The sequence below is a fragment of the Arthrobacter sp. NPDC090010 genome (assembly GCF_044748305.1).
Taxonomy (GTDB): Bacteria; Actinomycetota; Actinomycetes; order Actinomycetales; family Micrococcaceae; genus Arthrobacter_E.
This window is the reverse complement of record NZ_JBIVFT010000001.1, coordinates 218,786-234,292: the sequence shown is the minus strand read 5'-3', so window position 1 is coordinate 234,292 and position 15,507 is coordinate 218,786. Positions and strand designations below refer to the sequence as shown.

The following is a 15,507-nucleotide window of genomic DNA, read 5'->3' as shown; positions in this document are numbered from 1 at the left end:
TCCGCACCACACGGTTCATCCTCAACCGATTCCCGGTGGTTCTCCCCGACCGCCCGGCAATGGACCTCGATGATCCTCCTGTCAGCGGTGATCTGTTCCGCTGCGATCCTGGTGGGCACTTACACGATCCCGCTCGGCAGCGCGGCCATCGTGCTCCAGCCCGTTCTCTGGGCCGTGTTGATGGGTGCCGTCATCGGGATTCAACGCTGGAAGCCGCTGTCCGGCCAGAACCGTGCCGTCAACTCCGTGCTCCTGAACGTCAGTATCGTGCTCTTCCTGGCGGCTCTGGGCGTGGGAGTGGGACCGTCTCTGGGCAAGCTGAGCACCATCGGCCCGGCCATCGTCCTGCAGGAAGTGGGCCACATCTTCGGCACGGTCATCCTGGCCCTGCCGGTGGCGGTTGCCCTCGGGCTCGGCAAGGCAGCCATCGGCGCCACCTGGGCGATCGACCGCGAGTCCTACCTTGCATACGCACTCCAGAAGTTCGGGGTGAAGTCCCCCGTCTACCGCGGTGTCTTCTCCGTCTGGCTCCTCGGCAGCGTCTTCGGCGCCGTCTTCATCTCGCTCCTTGCTGGTTTCCTCGGCGGGTTGGGCATCTTCGATGTCCGGTCTCTGGCACTCGGCCTGGGGCTTGGTTCAGGCTCCATGATGCTCGGCGGAGCGGCCGCGCTCTCCGCCATCCACCCTGATCAGGCGGCCGAAATCCTGGCGTTGGCGGGGCTGTCCAATCTCGTGACCAACTTGGTGGGCTTCTATGCCGGGGTCTTCGTCTCCTTGCCCATCTCCCAGCGCCTCTACCGCTTCTGGTCCCGGTTGTTCCGGCGTGACGACGAAGGGCAGCGCGTTGGACCCAAGGGCACAGCCGTCCGACCCGCCGCCCGGAAGGCGGATGACAGCACCGAGAAGCTCGACGTCACCGCGGTGATCAAGGACCCCGAAGTCGCCATGGGTTCGAAGCAATGGATTCTCGTCTTCGTCGCGAGCCTCGCGGTCGGTTTGATGCTCAATGTGATCGGCACCCACAAGTTCGCTCCCAGCCAGATCACCGGCATTCTGCTGCTGGGCGTTCTGACGGCCATCGCGTTCCTTCTGAGCAAGGTGTTGCCGAACGTCCCGCCGAGCGTCTGGGTCCTCGCCCTGGCCACTCTCGTGACGGCACCGTTCATGCCGTTCTCCTCAGTGCTGGTGTCCGTGACGAAAGACTTCAATCCCCTGTTCGTGGGTCTCGCCTCCATTGCGATGCTGGGCCTGAACATCGGACGCGACGTCAATGCCCTCAAGACGCTGAACTGGAGGCTGGTGGTGATCGCCTGCATCACCTTCACGGCCAGCTTCGTGGCCGCCGCAGCCCTGGCACAGTTCGTGATCCACCTCTGAGCCGGCCCGCCCCGCCACTTCCGGAAGCGCAGGCCCCCCGCGAATTCGCGTAGGGCCTGCACTGTGCCCGACGGGCGCTCCGTGTCCCGGGCTTGCCTCGGCCCCAGGTCTGTAAGAGAAGAGATTTCGGCCACGACGGCGCTGAAAGAGTCCCGCGGCTTGCTAGGATTGGTGGTCTCACCGGCATTCCGGTGGGCACCCCTCCCCCACTTCCCGGCTTTCACCGGGCGTGCCTCTGCGCGTCCGGATGCGGCCCCTGCTTGACCCGAGGAGAGCCCTGCCCTCATGACCGCCCTGGCTGACACGGATTATTTCGAGGATGAGGATTACGACGGCAGTCGTACCTCCCGCTACGACGAGGGTTTCGGCCACGTCCACAACGCCGAGAACGACTTCGACAGCGGTTACGACGAACTCGACCGCATGCTGGACGACCTCTTCGTCGAAGACGAAGATGACGATCTCGACGCCTCCGCACCCAAGAAGTCCGCATCTCGGAAGTCCGTGACTGCGAAAGCCAGCACGAGCGCACGAGCCGAAGACACGTCGACCACGAAGGCCGCCGTCCGGAAGGTTTCCAAGACCGCGCCCAAGGCCGGTCCGGTGATCACCCGCCGCCTCGAACCCCAGCCGACCGCAGTCTCCCTCCCCGAGGCGCCGACGGACGACATCGACGACGCGGATCTCGCCGACGGAGCAGCTGTCGAGGCAGTCACCGCCGTCGCTGTGGAAACGGCCCCGGAAGCCGAAGCCCCCGCGGACAAAGACGCACCGGAGCCCGCGCCGAGCCGCCCGGACAGCCCCTTCTTCGCCCCGCACATCGCCGTCGTCAATGAACACGTCGAATTGCTGCGCAAGCTCCGCCCGGGTTTCGAGGTCCCCTACGTGGACCCGATGCACTCCGCCGACGAGGCACGGATCGTCTCGCTTTTCTCCAACAACAGCGAAGCCTCACCGAACGGCACCGTCTGGGCCGGCGACGACGCCGCGGCCACCCGCCTGCTCGGTCTGCAGTTCCAGCTCGGGCTCCGTCCGGAATGGCTCCTGCCGTGGAACACCCACCCGTGGTTCACTCCGGGCGAGTCCAACGGCAAGCTCACCCCCGAACAGGTGAACGCCGGCCTCAAGCCGTTGCTCACCCTGATGCGCCTGCTCCCGCGCGTTTCCGCGATCGTGGCCCACGGCACCGAGGCCAACCGTCTCGCCCAGATGCTGCTGAAGACTGACAACCCGCTCATCTGGCGTCGCGGCCTGAAGGTCTACAAGGCCCGCTCGCTGCACGGTCGCAGCTTTGCGGGTTCCAAGGAGCGCCAGACCGAATGGCTGATCGACATGGGCCGTTCCTACGCGGACGCCATGGGCCGGGCAGGCCTGCAAACCGGCCGCCGCTGACAACGCCGCGACATTAAACAACGCGGGGTCATTTCCGGCCCGATTCCTTGTGGACATCGGGCCGGAAATGACCCCGCGTTGTTCGTTATGCCGGAACGGCTCAGCGTTCGCGCTCGCCGCGGATGAAGGCTTCCACATTCTCGCGGGCCACGGTGTCGTTGGCCTGCTCAGGCGGAGACTTCATGAAGTAGCTTGAGGCGGAGAGCAGCGGTCCGCCCACACCGCGGTCCAGACCGATCTTGGCGGCACGGATGGCGTCGATGATCACTCCGGCCGAGTTCGGGGAGTCCCAGACCTCCAGCTTGTATTCCAACGACACCGGAGCGTCACCGAAGTTACGGCCTTCCAGGCGGACGAACGCCCACTTGCGGTCATCGAGCCAGGCGACGTAGTCGGACGGGCCGATGTGGACGTCATCGGCCCGCAGCTCGGCCTCGACGTTGGAGGTCACGGCCTGCGTCTTGGAGATCTTCTTGGATTCCAGGCGGTCGCGCTCCAGCATGTTCTTGAAGTCCATGTTGCCGCCGACGTTCAGCTGGTACGTCCGGTCCAGGGTCACGCCGCGGTCTTCGAAGAGCTTCGCCATGACGCGGTGCGTGATGGTGGCACCGATCTGGCTCTTGATGTCGTCGCCCACGATCGGGAGCTTGGCTGCCTCGAACTTCGCGGCCCACTCCGGGGTTCCGGCGATGAAGACGGGAAGCGCATTGACGAAAGCGACTCCGGCGTCGATGGCGCACTGCGCGTAGAACTTGGCGGCTTCCTCACTGCCCACGGGCAGGTAGCAGACCATGACGTCCGCTTCGGCGGCCTTGAGTGCCGCGACCACGTCAACCGGTTCCTCCGGTGCCTCGACGATGGTCTCGCGGTAGTAGCGTCCCAGGCCGTCCAGGGTGTGACCACGCTGAACCGTCACACCCGTGCTGGGCACGTCCGCGATCTTGATCGTGTTGTTCTCGCTCGCGCCGATCGCATCGGCGAGATCGAGACCCACCTTCTTGGAATCGACGTCGAAAGCCGCCACAAACTGCACGTCCCCCACGTGATACGGGCCGAACTCGACGTGCATCAAGCCCGGAACAGTGCTTTTGGGGTCGGCGTCCTTGTAGTACTCGACGCCTTGAACCAGTGAGGCGGCGCAGTTGCCAACACCGACGATGGCAACGCGAATGGGATGTGACGGCACGGAACTCCTTAGTCAGATCTTGAACCGCGGGCCCCGGTCCGGACCGGAGGTGGCGGCGGACAGGAGCGGCGAAGCGTCCACACCGTGTCACGGACAACGGGCCGGAACGCCTCAGCAGTCTATCGAACGTGCCGGGACGGACAGAAACCTCCCAGCACAAGCACAACACCGGACGGCCCGTTTTTAGTCCCGCCTCCGCATGATGGACGACGACGGCGGTCTCCCGCCGTCGTCGTCCATCGCCGAGTGACGGTTCAGGAGTTGCTGTGCTTGGCGGGCGCCCAGCGGTTGATATCGGATTCGACGGCGAACTCGTCGATCGCGGTCAGCTCCTCCTCGGTGAAATCGAGCCGGTCCAACGCGCCCAGAGTGTCCTCCAGCTGACGCACGCTCGATGCGCCCACCAGCGCGGAGGTCACCGGGGCGCCCTTCGGCTGATTCCGCAAGATCCAGGCGATCGCCATCTGCGCCAGGCTCTGGCCGCGACCGGCAGCGATCCCATTGAGCCCACGCACGCGCGCCATCTTCTCTTCGGTCAGGGCATCCGCACTGAGGAAGCGCTCCTGTGCGGCGCGGGAATCAGCGGGCACACCCTGGAGGTAACGGTCCGTGAGCATGCCCTGGGCCAGGGGCGAGAACGCGATGCAGCCGGCTCCGACCTGCTCCAGCGCCTCATACAGATTGGGGCTGCCGTCCTCGGTCCAGCGGTTCAGCATCGAGTAGCTCGGCTGGTGGATCAGCAGTGGAGTTCCAAGTTCCTTGAGGATCCGTGCCGCTTCCAGGGTCTGCTCCGGGGTGTAGGAGGAGATGCCCGCATACATGGCCCGCCCCGAGCGGACGGCGAAGTCCAACGCGCCCATGGTCTCTTCGAGCGGGGTGTCGGGGTCCGGGCGGTGACTGTAGAAGATGTCCACGTAGTCCAGTCCCATGCGCTTCAGGGAGGCGTCCAGGCTAGAGATCAGGTACTTGCGGGAGCCCCATTCTCCGTAGGGGCCGTCCCACATGTGGTAGCCGGCCTTGGTGGAAATCACCAGCTCGTCACGATAGGGCCGGAAGTCCTCGGCGAGATGACGTCCGAAGTTGCTCTCGGCGCTTCCGGGAGGCGGTCCATAGTTGTTCGCGAGGTCGAAGTGGGTCACGCCAAGATCGAAGGCGCGGCGCAGGATGGCCCGCTGCGTTTCGAAGTTCTTGTCGTCGCCGAAGTTGTGCCACAGACCGAGCGAGATGGCGGGCAGCTTCAGGCCGCTGCGGCCGACGCGGCGGTAGGGCATGGTCTCGTAACGCTGAGGGGATGCAAGGTAGCTCACATTCTCATCCTGCCACTCGAGTAACCCGACGGCGAGCGCCGTTCCGCATCGTGAAACACCTGCTGGCACCCCTCAGCCAGCTCCCTCGCGAGATGCCAGTTGAGCACAGTGTTCCCGTCCCGAACTGTGCTCAACTGGCGTCTCGCGAGGAACGAGAAGCACGAGAGGGCTAGCCGCGCCAGCCCTGCAACACGACCATCGACTTCGCCGCGACTTTGACTGTGGCCCGCGCGGCGAGAGTCCCCCTGCACTCGCGGCCCGAGGTGTCCAGCACCGGAGTCCACGATGCTGCGAAGTTCTCGGCCGGAAGCGTGAAGTCCACCTCGTCGTCGTGCGCGTTGAAGCACAGCATGAAGTCGTCGTCCAGGATCTCCTCGCCCCGCTCCCCCGGTGCCTGAATCGCACCGCCGTTGAGGAACATCGCGAGAGTCCGGGCGAAGCCGTTGTTCCAGTCCTCGTCCGTCATCTGCGTGCCATCCGTGTCCAGCCAGACGACGTCGGGCAGCAGCTCGCCCTCGGCGCTGGTCGAGGGACGCCCGTCGAAGAAGCGACGACGGCGGAACACCGGGTGCTCGTGACGCAGTTTGCTGACGGCCCCCGTGAAGGCCACCAGCTCCGCGTCCAGCTCATCCCAGTGCACCCAGCTGAGGGGCGAGTCCTGACAGTAGGCGTTGTTGTTGCCGTCCTGGGTCCGGCCCAGTTCATCCCCGTGCAGGATCATCGGCACCCCCTGGGAAAGCAGGAGCGACGCCAGAAGGTTCCGTTGCTGCCGCGCCCGCAGCGCAAGGACCGCGGGGTCCTCGGTGGGCCCCTCGACGCCGCAGTTCCAGGAACGGTTGTGGGACTCCCCGTCACGGTTGTCCTCGCCGTTGGCCTCATTGTGCTTCTCGTTGTAGGACACCAGGTCCCGCAGGGTGAAGCCGTCATGGGCCGTGACGAAGTTGATGGAGGCGACCGGACGGCGTCCGGAGTGTTCATACAGGTCGGCGGAACCTGTCAGCCGCGAGGCGAACTCGCCGAAGGTGGCCGGTTCACCACGCCAGAAGTCTCGTACGGTGTCCCGGTACTTGCCGTTCCATTCCGTCCACTGCGGCGGGAAGTTGCCCACCTGGTAACCGCCGGGACCGACGTCCCAGGGCTCGGCGATGAGTTTGACCTGCGACACCACCGGATCCTGCTGCACCAGTTCGAAGAAGCTGGAGAGCTTGTCCACGTCGTAGAACTCCCGTGCCAGCGTGGCGGCCAGGTCGAAGCGGAAACCATCCACATGCATCTCAGTGACCCAGTACCGCAGCGAGTCCATGAGCAATTGCAGTGAATGCGGATTGCGTGCGTTCAGGGAGTTCCCTGTGCCGGTGTAGTCCATGTAGTACTGCGGGTCATCATCCGTCAGCCGGTAGTAGGCGGCGTTGTCGATGCCGCGGAAGGAAAGCGTCGGTCCCAGATGGTTGCCCTCCGCCGTGTGGTTGTAGACCACATCCAGGATGACTTCGATTCCGGCCCGATGCAGATCCCGCACCATGGCCTTGAACTCCTGGACCTGCTCCCCCTGGTCGCCGCTGGACGAGTACCTGTTGTGCGGGGCGAAGAAACCGATGGTGTTGTAGCCCCAGTAGTTGGACAGCCCTTTGTCCTGGAGCACGGAGTCGTTGACGAACTGGTGCACCGGCATCAATTCGATGGCGGTCGCACCGATCTCCTGCAGGTGCTTGAGGACCGCCGGGTGAGCCAGCCCCGCGTAACTGCCGCGCTGCGCCTCCGGGACGTCCGGGTGGAGCATGGTCAGCCCTCGGACATGAGCCTCGTAGATGACGCTCTGGTGGTATGGCGTGCCCGGTCGCTGATCCCCGGCCCAGTCGAAGTACGGGTTGATGACCACGCCCAGCATCATGTGCGGCGCGGAATCCTCGTCATTGCGCTGCGTGGGATCCTCGTGGTCATAGCTGAACAGCGCCGCGTCCCAGTCCACCTGACCGGCGACCGCCTTGGCATACGGGTCGAGCAGGAGTTTGGCCGGGTTGAAGCGATTGCCCTGTTCCGGTTCATAGGGGCCGGAGACCCGGTAGCCGTATTTCTGTCCCGGCTTGATCGACGGCAGATAAGCGTGCCAGACGTAACCGTCCACTTCGGTCAGCGCGATCCGCTGTTCCGTGCCGTCGTCCTCCAGAAGGCACAATTCCACGGCTTCGGCCCGCTCGCTGAACAGGGCGAAGTTCGTGCCCGCCCCGTCGTAGCTCGCACCCAGGGGGTACGCCTTGCCGGGCCAGACCTGCTGCTGGTTCACGTTCTCCACGCGGACTGCCTCCTTGTAGGGTCACTTCTTCCTGAGGGCTCACCGTATCCGGCCGAGGTGACGTCAGGGCTACGGTCGTGCGACGTTTCGTCCCACACCAGGGGCACGGCACGTGCCACATCGCGAGCGGTGACCGGACGGCCGGAGCCCCCGGAGGACTCACCGGTGGCGATCCTGCCCGCCCTTCCGTGCACCGCAGCGGCGAGAGCCGCCACGCGCGCCCATCGTCCGGGGACCTCCGTTGTCTCCGCATCGGGCGACGAGGGCGGCGCCTGCGCCAGCAGGGCACCGAGGACACCGGCCAGGACGTCGCCGCTGCCTGCGGTCGCCAACCATGGCGTGCCATCCGCCTGCGAGTGGATCGCACCGTCAGGAGAGCCTGTCAGGGTCTGGGGGCCCTTCAGAAGCACGGTGCAGCCGCTGAGCCGTACGGCGTCCCGGAGGGAGTCCAGTGCCCGGGCCTCCACCACGGAACGTTCCCGCGGCTGTCCGAACCGCCCCAGCAATTCCGCCAGCTCACCGGCGTGCGGGGTCAGGACCAGATCTGCCCGTCCGGCAATGCCCTCGTTCAGGAGGTGCAAGGCCCCGGCGTCAAGGACCGTGGGGAGCTCCTGCGCCAGGGCGGCCCGGCACCGGGCCAGTTGCTCGCCGCCCGAGACTCCCGGGCCGAGGAGCCACGCCTGAACTCTTCCTGGCACGGCCGTGCCACTATGACAGACGACCTCCGGCAGCACACTGCTGACCAGTGCGGCCACGGGCGGGGGCCCGTAATAGCGGACCATCCCTGCCCCGGCCGCGAGCGCTCCGGAGCAGGCCAGTACTGCCGCCCCGGGATACTCCTCGGAACCGGCCACGACACCGAGCACGCCTCTCGTGTACTTGTGTCCGTTCGCGGACGGGCGGGGCAGCAGCTCGCCCAGGTCCTCAGACTCCAGACGGCGGACGAGCGGCTCACCCAAGGCGGCCTCCACTCCGAGCGGGACCACCGAGATGCGGCCGCAGCTCTGTGCACCGGGCGGCAGGAACAGGCCGGCTTTCGCCCCGACGAAGGTGACCGTCAACGTCGCCCGCAGCACCGGGCCGGAGCACTCTCCCGTCCCGGCGTCCACGCCACTGGGGATGTCACACGCCACGACGGGCGGCAGGTATCCAGGCACCCGCTGGTCCTCGGCGAGAGCCGACACCAGCTCCGCAGCGAGCCCGCGCAGCCCGCCGCGGGCTCCCGTACCCAGAATCGCATCGATGACGACGTCGGACCGCAGACAGAGTGCCCGCGCCTCGGCCGGGCTCGCGGCGCCGTCCTCAGGCCCCGGGGCTCCGCTCAGCCACAGCACCGTGCCACCCGCTGCCCTCAGTGCGGCGAGTCCTTCCCGATGGCAGGTCTCCTCCATCAGCAGCGCGGTCACCGCCAGCCCACGGCGGGCGAGAAAGGTCAGGGTCCACAACCCGTCGCCACCGTTGTTCCCCTTGCCGACCAGGGCGACCGCGCGAGAGCCGGCCAGCCGGCCCCTCTGAGACCGGAGCAGCCCGAGTGTCTGCTGAGCCACGGCGAAGGCGGCCCGGGACATGAGTTCGGCGCCCATCCCAGCGGCCAGGGCCGGCCGCTCTGCGGCCCGCACCTGATCCGCGGAATAGGCGCCGATCATCTAGTTGCTCGTGTTCTTCAGCGTTCCGCCACGACCATCGCGGTGGCGATGCCGCCGTCGTGGCTCATGGAGAGGTGCCACTGCTTGATCCCCTTGGCATCGGCCACGGCCTTCACCGTGTCCTTCACCTGGATGGTCGGCCCCTCCGCGGAAAGCCCGATCCAGCAGTCCTGCCAGTTCATGCCGGCAGGCGCCCCGAGCACCTTCGCCGCTGCCTCCTTGGCCGCGAAGCGCGCCGCCAGTGAGCGGTCGTTCAGTTCCCGCTCCGCTGGGACGAACAGTCTCTCGCGCAAGCCCGGAGTCCGCTCCAGCTGCCGCTTGAAGCGTTCGATGTCCACCACGTCCACGCCGATTCCAACGATCATGGCGCTATTCTACGGTCACGCTCTTGGCCAGGTTCCGGGGCTGGTCCACGTCGTAGCCCTTGGCCTCGGCCAGGGCCGCTGCGAAGAGCTGCAGCGGAACTGTGGTCAGCAACGGTGCGAGCAGCGGCGGGGTCTCCGGCACGTAGAAGACGTGCTCGGCGTAGGCGGCCACATCCGTGTCGCCTTCCTCCGCGATGACGATGGTCCGGGCACCACGGGCGCGGACCTCCTGGATATTGGAGACGACCTTCGCGTGCAGGGAGTCGCGGCCGCGCGGGGACGGCACCACTACGAAGACCGGCTGGCCGTCCTCGATCAGGGCGATCGGGCCGTGCTTGAGCTCACCGGCTGCAAAACCTTCGGCATGGATGTAGGCCAGCTCCTTGAGCTTGAGCGCACCTTCCATGGCCACCGGGAAACCGACGTGACGGCCGAGGAACAGCACCGACTTGGCTTCTGCCATGTTCCGGCCCAGGGACTTGATGTCCTCTTCGCGTTCCAGGATGTCGGTGATCTTCGCCGGGATCTTGCCCAGATCGGACAGGATGTCCTTGATCTCGCCCTTGAACTTGTTCCCGCGCAGCTGTGCCAGGTACAGGCCCAGCAGATAGGCGGCGGTGATCTGCGCCAGGAAGGCCTTGGTGGAAGCCACTGCGATCTCCGGACCGGCGTGGGTGTACAGCACGGCGTCAGACTCACGCGGGATGGTGGAGCCGTTGGTGTTGCAGATGGCCACCGTTTTCGCGCCCTGTTCGCGGGCGTAACGCACGGCCATCAGCGTGTCCATGGTCTCACCGGACTGGGAGATGGAGACGATCAGGGTGTTCCCGTCCACGATCGGGTCCCGGTAGCGGAACTCGTGGCTGAGTTCGACTTCGGTGGGGATCCGGCACCAGTGCTCGATGGCATACTTGGCGACCTGCCCCGCATAGGCGGAGGTGCCACAGGCGAGGACGATGATCTTGTTGACCGACTTCAGCAGCTCGGGATCGATGCGCAGCTCGTCCAGGGTCAGATTGCCGTTGGTGTCGGCACGGCCCAGCAAGGTGTTGGCCACCGCCTCCGGCTGATCGTGGATCTCCTTCTCCATGAAGGACGGGTAGCCGTCCTTCTCGGCGGAGGACGGATCCCAGTCCACGTGGTACTCACGGCCCTCGGCGGGGTTCCCGAAGAAGTCCGTGATCTCCATGTTCTCCGGGGTGATGGTGACGATCTGATCCTGACCGAGCTCCACGGCGCGGCGGGTGTGATCGATGAAGCCGGAGACATCGGAGCCGAGGAAGTTCTCACCGTCACCCAGTCCCACCACGAGCGGCGAGTTGCGGCGGGCGGCGACGACCGCTTCGGGGGCGTCCGCGTGAATGGCCAGAAGGGTGAAGGCACCCTCGAAACGCTGGCAGGCCTGACGCATGGCCTCAGTGAGGATGGCCGTGCCGGAATCGCCCTTCATGGCGCCGTCGGCAAGCTTCCGGTAGGTGGCGCCGAGCAGCGCGGCCGCCACCTCGGTGTCGGTCTGCGAGAGGAACTCCACGCCCTGCGCGGCGAGTTCCTGCTTGATCCCGGCGTAGTTCTCGATGATGCCGTTGTGGATCATCGCGAGCTTGCCGCCGTCGGCGAGGTGAGGGTGAGCGTTGACGTCGCTGGGCCCACCGTGGGTCGCCCAGCGGGTGTGCCCGATTCCGGTCAGCGACTCGGGCAGCGGCTCCGCCTCCAGTTCCCCGAGGAGGTTGGCCAGCTTGCCGGACTTCTTCCGGGCGGCCACACCGCCCCCGTCGAGCACGGCGACGCCGGCGGAGTCATATCCGCGGTATTCAAGACGGCGAAGGCCTTCGAGTACCACGCCGAGAGCTGAGCGCCCCGCGGCCTCGGCCACGGCGGAACGACCGGTGTATCCCACAATTCCACACATGGACTCAAGCCTACCGGCCCACGGGTCCCATTTCATTCTGGGGGCCGGGGAGGGCAGAATCACTTAGGTGAGTTTGCACCGTACGGACACTCAGACGGACAGCGCCTCCCCTTTCGTGGAGCTGGACCGTCAGACCTGGTCCCGGCTGTCTGCGCAGATGGAGCAGCCCTTGAACCAGGAAGACCTGGACCGGCTGCGCGGTCTCGGCGACCCTCTGGACATGGCGGAGGTGCGTGACGTATATCTCCCGCTGTCCCGCCTCCTGCACCTGTATGTCGAGGCCGCGGGCCAGTTGCACTCCGCCACCACCACCTTCCTCGGCGAACGGACGCAGCGCACCCCGTTCGTGATCGGCGTCGCCGGTTCCGTCGCCGTCGGCAAGTCGACGATCGCCCGTGTGCTCCGCGAGATGCTGCGCCGCTGGCCGGGTACACCGAACGTTGAGCTCATCACCACGGACGGCTTCCTGTACCCCCTCGCAGAGCTTCGGCGTCGAGATCTCCTGGAGCGCAAGGGTTTCCCGGAGTCCTACGACCGCAGGGCACTCCTCCGCTTCGTCACCGCCGTCAAAGGCGGCGCCGAGGAGGTCCGGGCCCCTTGGTACTCCCATGTCACGTACGACATCGTCCCTGAGCGTGAGGTCGTGGTCCACCGGCCTGATGTGCTGATCGTCGAAGGCCTCAACGTGCTGGCGCCCGCACAGGTCAGACAGGACGGCAGGCACGGCCTCGCCCTTTCGGACTTCTTCGACTTCTCCATCTACGTCGATGCGAAGACCCAGTACATCGAACAGTGGTACGTGGACCGCTTCCGCAAGCTGCGCACCACGGCCTTCTCGCAGCCGGAGTCCTACTTCCATCGCTACGCCTCGCTCAGTGATGCCGAGGCGGAAGCCACGGCCCGCGGGATCTGGCAGAGGATCAATGAACCCAATCTGGTTCACAACGTCCTGCCGACGCGGGGCCGCGCTCAGCTGGTCCTCACCAAGGATTCAGATCATTCGATCCGCCGGATGCTGCTCAGGAAGGTCTGATGGAATCGCGTCGCAGGGACATTCTCCGTGCCGGCCTGCTGGGCATCGGCACCGCCACCTTGGCGGCCTGCTCACCGCCGACGACGGCGGCGTCCGGCAACGCGACCTCCTCAGCATCACCGTCGGGCAGCGCATCCGTGGTCCGCGCCCCGGCCCCCTCACCGACGGCACCGCGCACCGCGGCCCCCAGTCCTCCGCCCGCACCGTACCTCAGCCTCCCGGGCACCCGGCATTCCTTCGACGATCCTCGCAGCCCCTGGGTGGTCGTGAACAAGAGACGGCCGCTGAGACCCCTCAGCTTCGCCCCGGCCGACCTGCGCCACCCGGACGTCCTGACCTCCGCGCAGGGCGAGCTGGCGCTGCTGAACTCCACGACGGCGGACGCCGCGGAGAAGATGTTCGCCGCGGCCAGCAAGGACGGCGTGGGCATGGTGCTGGGCAGCGGGTACCGCTCCTATGAGACCCAGGTGCGTCTCTACCAGTCGTATGCCGACACACGGGGCACGGCCAGCGCCGACACAGCCTCGGCGCGGCCCGGCTTCTCCGAGCATCAGAGCGGCTGGGCCTTCGACCTGGAGGACAGCGACGGCGCCTGCGCATTCCTCCCCTGCTTCGCCGCCCAGCCCTCCGCCGTCTGGGCGGCCCGCCGGGCACACGAGTTCGGGTTCATCGTCCGGTACCAGATGGATCAGGAACACGTGACGGGCTACCTCGCGGAGCCGTGGCACCTGCGTTTCATCGGCGTTCCGGCCGCGATGGACATGCACTCCCGGGGCATCAAGAACCTGGAAACGTACTTCGGCCTGCCGGCGGCTCCAGGCTACGCCTGAGCCGTCCCGATGGCCGCGCGGGCCTGTGACAACTTGTCATGTTTCTCGACACGTTTAATCAGAAGTCAGCTTTTATCCACCCTCGAAGGCTCCCGATGCGTTAGTTTGGGCCTATGCTCAAGGGTTTCAAAGATTTCATCATGAAGGGCAACGTCGTCGACCTGGCTGTGGCCGTGGTCATGGGTGCCGCCTTCGGCGCCGTTGTCACCGCTCTCGTTGAGAACATTCTCATGCCGCTCATCGCAATGATGTTCGGCACCCCCAACTTCGACAACTTCCTCGTCTTCGGCAGCATCAAGATCGGCGTGTTCCTCACGGCACTCGTCAACTTCCTGCTCATCGCCGCGGCCATCTACTTCGCCGTGGTCATGCCGATGAACCACATGATCGCCCGCCGCAACGCGAAGCTGGGCATCAAGGAGGACGAAGAGACCGTGGATCCGCAGATCGCTCTGCTCACCGAGATCCGCGACTCACTCAAGAACCGCTGACCCCAGCCCACCCTTCTCCCCGGAAACGCGAAGGCCGCTCACCCCATCGGGTGAGCGGCCTTCGGCGTCAGGGCTGCTGTTCAGGCGGTCGGTTCGAGGGCGAGGTGCTCCTTGACCACCCCGGCGAGTTCTTCGCAGACACGGGTCGCAGTCTCCATGTCCGCGGCCTCCACCATCACACGGACCACGGGTTCGGTGCCGGAGGGGCGCAGCAGGACGCGGCCCGTCTCCCCCAGCTCCTGTTCGGCCCGGGCGACCGCGGCGGCCACGTTCGGATCGTGCGTGGCGCGAGCCTTGTCGACACCCTTGACGTTGATCATGAGCTGCGGCAACTTGTGCATGACTTCCGCAAGTTCCTTCAGGCTCTTGCCTGTGCGCGCGACCCGGGCTGCCAGCTGAAGGCCGGTGAGCAGCCCGTCACCGGTGGTTGCGAAGTCGGCGAAGATCACGTGGCCGGACTGCTCGCCGCCCAGGTTGTACCCGCCGTCGCGCATGCCTTCGAGCACGTAGCGGTCACCGACCGCGGTCTCCTTGATGGTGATACCGGCATCCCGCAGGGCGAGCTTGAGGCCGAGGTTGCTCATGACGGTCGCCACCAGGGTGTCGTCGTTCAGCTTTCCGGCATCCTTGAGCGCCACGGCGAGGATCGCCATGATCTGATCGCCGTCCACTTCGTTGCCTTCGTGGTCGACGGCCAGGCAGCGGTCCGCGTCGCCGTCGTGGGCGATGCCCAGATCGGCGCCATGCTTCAGCACGGCGGCCTGCAGCGGTCCCAGGTGAGTGGACCCCACCCCGTCGTTGATGTTGAGTCCGTCCGGATCGGCACCGATCACGATGACCTTGGCGCCCGCATCCTTGAACAGTTCAGGGGAACAGCCACTGGCCGCGCCGTGGGCACAGTCCAGGACCACTGTGAGCCCTTCGAGACGCTGCGGCGCGATCGAACGGAGCAGGTGGACGATGTAACGGTCTTCGGCGTCGGCGAAGCGTCGGATACGTCCGACACCGGCACCCTGCGGGCGCTCGAAGCCGATCTTCATCTGAGCCTCGATGGCGTCCTCGACCTCATCCGGCAGCTTGTGTCCGCCGCGTGCGAAGAACTTGATCCCATTGTCCGGAGCCGGGTTGTGGGACGCAGAGATCATGACGCCGAAGTCGGCCTGCAGATCGGCCACCAGGTAGGCGGCCGCGGGGGTGGGCAGCACGCCGGCATCGTAGACGTCGACGCCGGAGCTCGCCAGACCGGCCTCAACCGCCGCAGAGATGAACTCACCGCTGGCCCGAGGGTCGCGGGCGACGACTGCACGGGGGCGGGCCCCGTCCGTTCGCGCGTGTCCCAGGACCACAGCCGCGGCCTGAGCGATCTGCAGGGAGAGTTCAGCGGTCAGCAAGCCGTTGGCCAGACCCCGGACACCGTCGGTTCCAAATAATCTAGACATCGAACAAGATTCTAGCCGACCGCGCCCAAACCCCCGGGACCCACACCCCTCACGGGCGCCCCAGGTACGGCAAAGGCCCAGCCGCAAACAGCGGCCGGGCCTTTGAAGAACTCCACAGAACAACACGCTCGTGGAGCCAAGCGCTGATTTCTGCCGAGGGACCCGAAAGGGCCGGCCGTTCTGCGACCGGCCCTTTGGGAAGACGACAACCTCAGCGCTTGTGGAGCCAAGCGCTGAAT

At 66.2% G+C, this 15,507-nt stretch carries 12 protein-coding genes; 5 read left to right on the top strand and 7 right to left on the bottom strand.

What is annotated here, in order from left to right; all coding sequences use genetic code 11:
- Positions 1-69: 69 nt before the first annotated feature.
- Both ACIPXZ_RS01115 and ACIPXZ_RS01110 read left to right on the top strand, forming a co-directional pair.
- Positions 70-1,377 (top strand): DUF3100 domain-containing protein, encoded by a 1,308-nt coding sequence (locus ACIPXZ_RS01115; protein ID WP_400590251.1) that lies wholly within the window; start codon positions 70-72, stop codon positions 1,375-1,377.
- Positions 1,378-1,662: 285 nt separating this feature from the next.
- Complete coding sequence (locus ACIPXZ_RS01110) at positions 1,663-2,769, top strand: hypothetical protein (protein WP_400590250.1); 1,107 nt, start codon at positions 1,663-1,665, stop codon at positions 2,767-2,769.
- Between the two features lie 100 nt (positions 2,770-2,869).
- Here the strand turns inward: ACIPXZ_RS01110 and ACIPXZ_RS01105 are convergent, their stop codons facing one another.
- The 6 genes from ACIPXZ_RS01105 to glmS all read right to left on the bottom strand — a co-directional run bounded on the left by ACIPXZ_RS01105 (position 2,870) and on the right by glmS (position 11,475).
- Positions 2,870-3,955: an inositol-3-phosphate synthase gene (locus ACIPXZ_RS01105; protein ID WP_400590248.1), complete on the bottom strand. Its 1,086-nt coding sequence runs from the start codon at positions 3,953-3,955 to the stop codon at positions 2,870-2,872.
- A gap of 254 nt (positions 3,956-4,209) precedes the next feature.
- Positions 4,210-5,262, bottom strand: a complete 1,053-nt coding sequence (gene mgrA / locus ACIPXZ_RS01100) for an L-glyceraldehyde 3-phosphate reductase (RefSeq protein ID WP_400590246.1) — start codon at positions 5,260-5,262, stop codon at positions 4,210-4,212.
- Positions 5,263-5,431: 169 nt separating this feature from the next.
- Positions 5,432-7,555 carry a glycogen debranching protein GlgX gene (glgX, locus tag ACIPXZ_RS01095; RefSeq protein WP_400590244.1) on the bottom strand — a complete coding sequence of 708 codons (2,124 nt, stop codon included), beginning with the start codon at positions 7,553-7,555 and terminating at the stop codon, positions 5,432-5,434.
- Positions 7,543-9,201 (bottom strand): NAD(P)H-hydrate epimerase, encoded by a 1,659-nt coding sequence (locus tag ACIPXZ_RS01090; RefSeq protein WP_400590242.1) that lies wholly within the window; start codon positions 9,199-9,201, stop codon positions 7,543-7,545. The genes glgX and ACIPXZ_RS01090 overlap by 13 nt, the downstream gene beginning before the upstream one ends.
- 17 nt (positions 9,202-9,218) lie before the next feature.
- Positions 9,219-9,566, bottom strand: a complete 348-nt coding sequence (locus ACIPXZ_RS01085) for a holo-ACP synthase (RefSeq protein WP_400590240.1) — start codon at positions 9,564-9,566, stop codon at positions 9,219-9,221.
- A gap of 4 nt (positions 9,567-9,570) precedes the next feature.
- Positions 9,571-11,475, bottom strand: coding sequence for a glutamine--fructose-6-phosphate transaminase (isomerizing) (glmS, locus tag ACIPXZ_RS01080; RefSeq protein ID WP_400590238.1), 1,905 nt, complete (start codon positions 11,473-11,475; stop codon positions 9,571-9,573).
- A gap of 67 nt (positions 11,476-11,542) precedes the next feature.
- Here glmS and coaA point away from each other — a divergent pair, with 67 nt between their 5' ends.
- From coaA to mscL, 3 genes are all read left to right on the top strand, one after another.
- Positions 11,543-12,508, top strand: a complete 966-nt coding sequence (gene coaA, locus ACIPXZ_RS01075) for a type I pantothenate kinase (protein WP_400590237.1) — start codon at positions 11,543-11,545, stop codon at positions 12,506-12,508.
- Positions 12,508-13,338, top strand: a complete 831-nt coding sequence (locus ACIPXZ_RS01070) for a D-alanyl-D-alanine carboxypeptidase family protein (protein ID WP_400590235.1) — start codon at positions 12,508-12,510, stop codon at positions 13,336-13,338. Before coaA ends, ACIPXZ_RS01070 begins: the two co-directional genes overlap by 1 nt.
- 113 nt (positions 13,339-13,451) lie before the next feature.
- A complete protein-coding gene (mscL, locus tag ACIPXZ_RS01065; RefSeq protein WP_400590233.1) occupies positions 13,452-13,829 on the top strand; it encodes a large conductance mechanosensitive channel protein MscL in 378 nt (125 codons plus the stop codon).
- Between the two features lie 80 nt (positions 13,830-13,909).
- Here the strand turns inward: mscL and glmM are convergent, their stop codons facing one another.
- The gene (gene glmM / locus ACIPXZ_RS01060; RefSeq protein WP_400590231.1) at positions 13,910-15,268 is read right to left on the bottom strand and encodes a phosphoglucosamine mutase; all 1,359 of its coding nucleotides are present in this window, start codon (positions 15,266-15,268) and stop codon (positions 13,910-13,912) included.
- Positions 15,269-15,507: the final 239 nt, after the last annotated feature.

Bases quoted from the DNA above. Each gene is read 5' to 3' on its own strand.
- glmS (WP_400590238.1), bottom strand. From the start codon at position 11,475: ATGTGTGGAATTGTGGGATACACCGGTCGTTCCGCCGTGGCCGAGGCC.
- ACIPXZ_RS01110 (WP_400590250.1), top strand. From the start codon at position 1,663: ATGACCGCCCTGGCTGACACGGATTATTTCGAGGATGAGGATTACGAC.
- glmM (WP_400590231.1), bottom strand. From the start codon at position 15,268: ATGTCTAGATTATTTGGAACCGACGGTGTCCGGGGTCTGGCCAACGGC.
- ACIPXZ_RS01085 (WP_400590240.1), bottom strand. From the start codon at position 9,566: ATGATCGTTGGAATCGGCGTGGACGTGGTGGACATCGAACGCTTCAAG.
- mscL (WP_400590233.1), top strand. From the start codon at position 13,452: ATGCTCAAGGGTTTCAAAGATTTCATCATGAAGGGCAACGTCGTCGAC.
- ACIPXZ_RS01090 (WP_400590242.1), bottom strand. From the start codon at position 9,201: ATGATCGGCGCCTATTCCGCGGATCAGGTGCGGGCCGCAGAGCGGCCG.
- ACIPXZ_RS01115 (WP_400590251.1), top strand. From the start codon at position 70: ATGATCCTCCTGTCAGCGGTGATCTGTTCCGCTGCGATCCTGGTGGGC.
- ACIPXZ_RS01070 (WP_400590235.1), top strand. From the start codon at position 12,508: ATGGAATCGCGTCGCAGGGACATTCTCCGTGCCGGCCTGCTGGGCATC.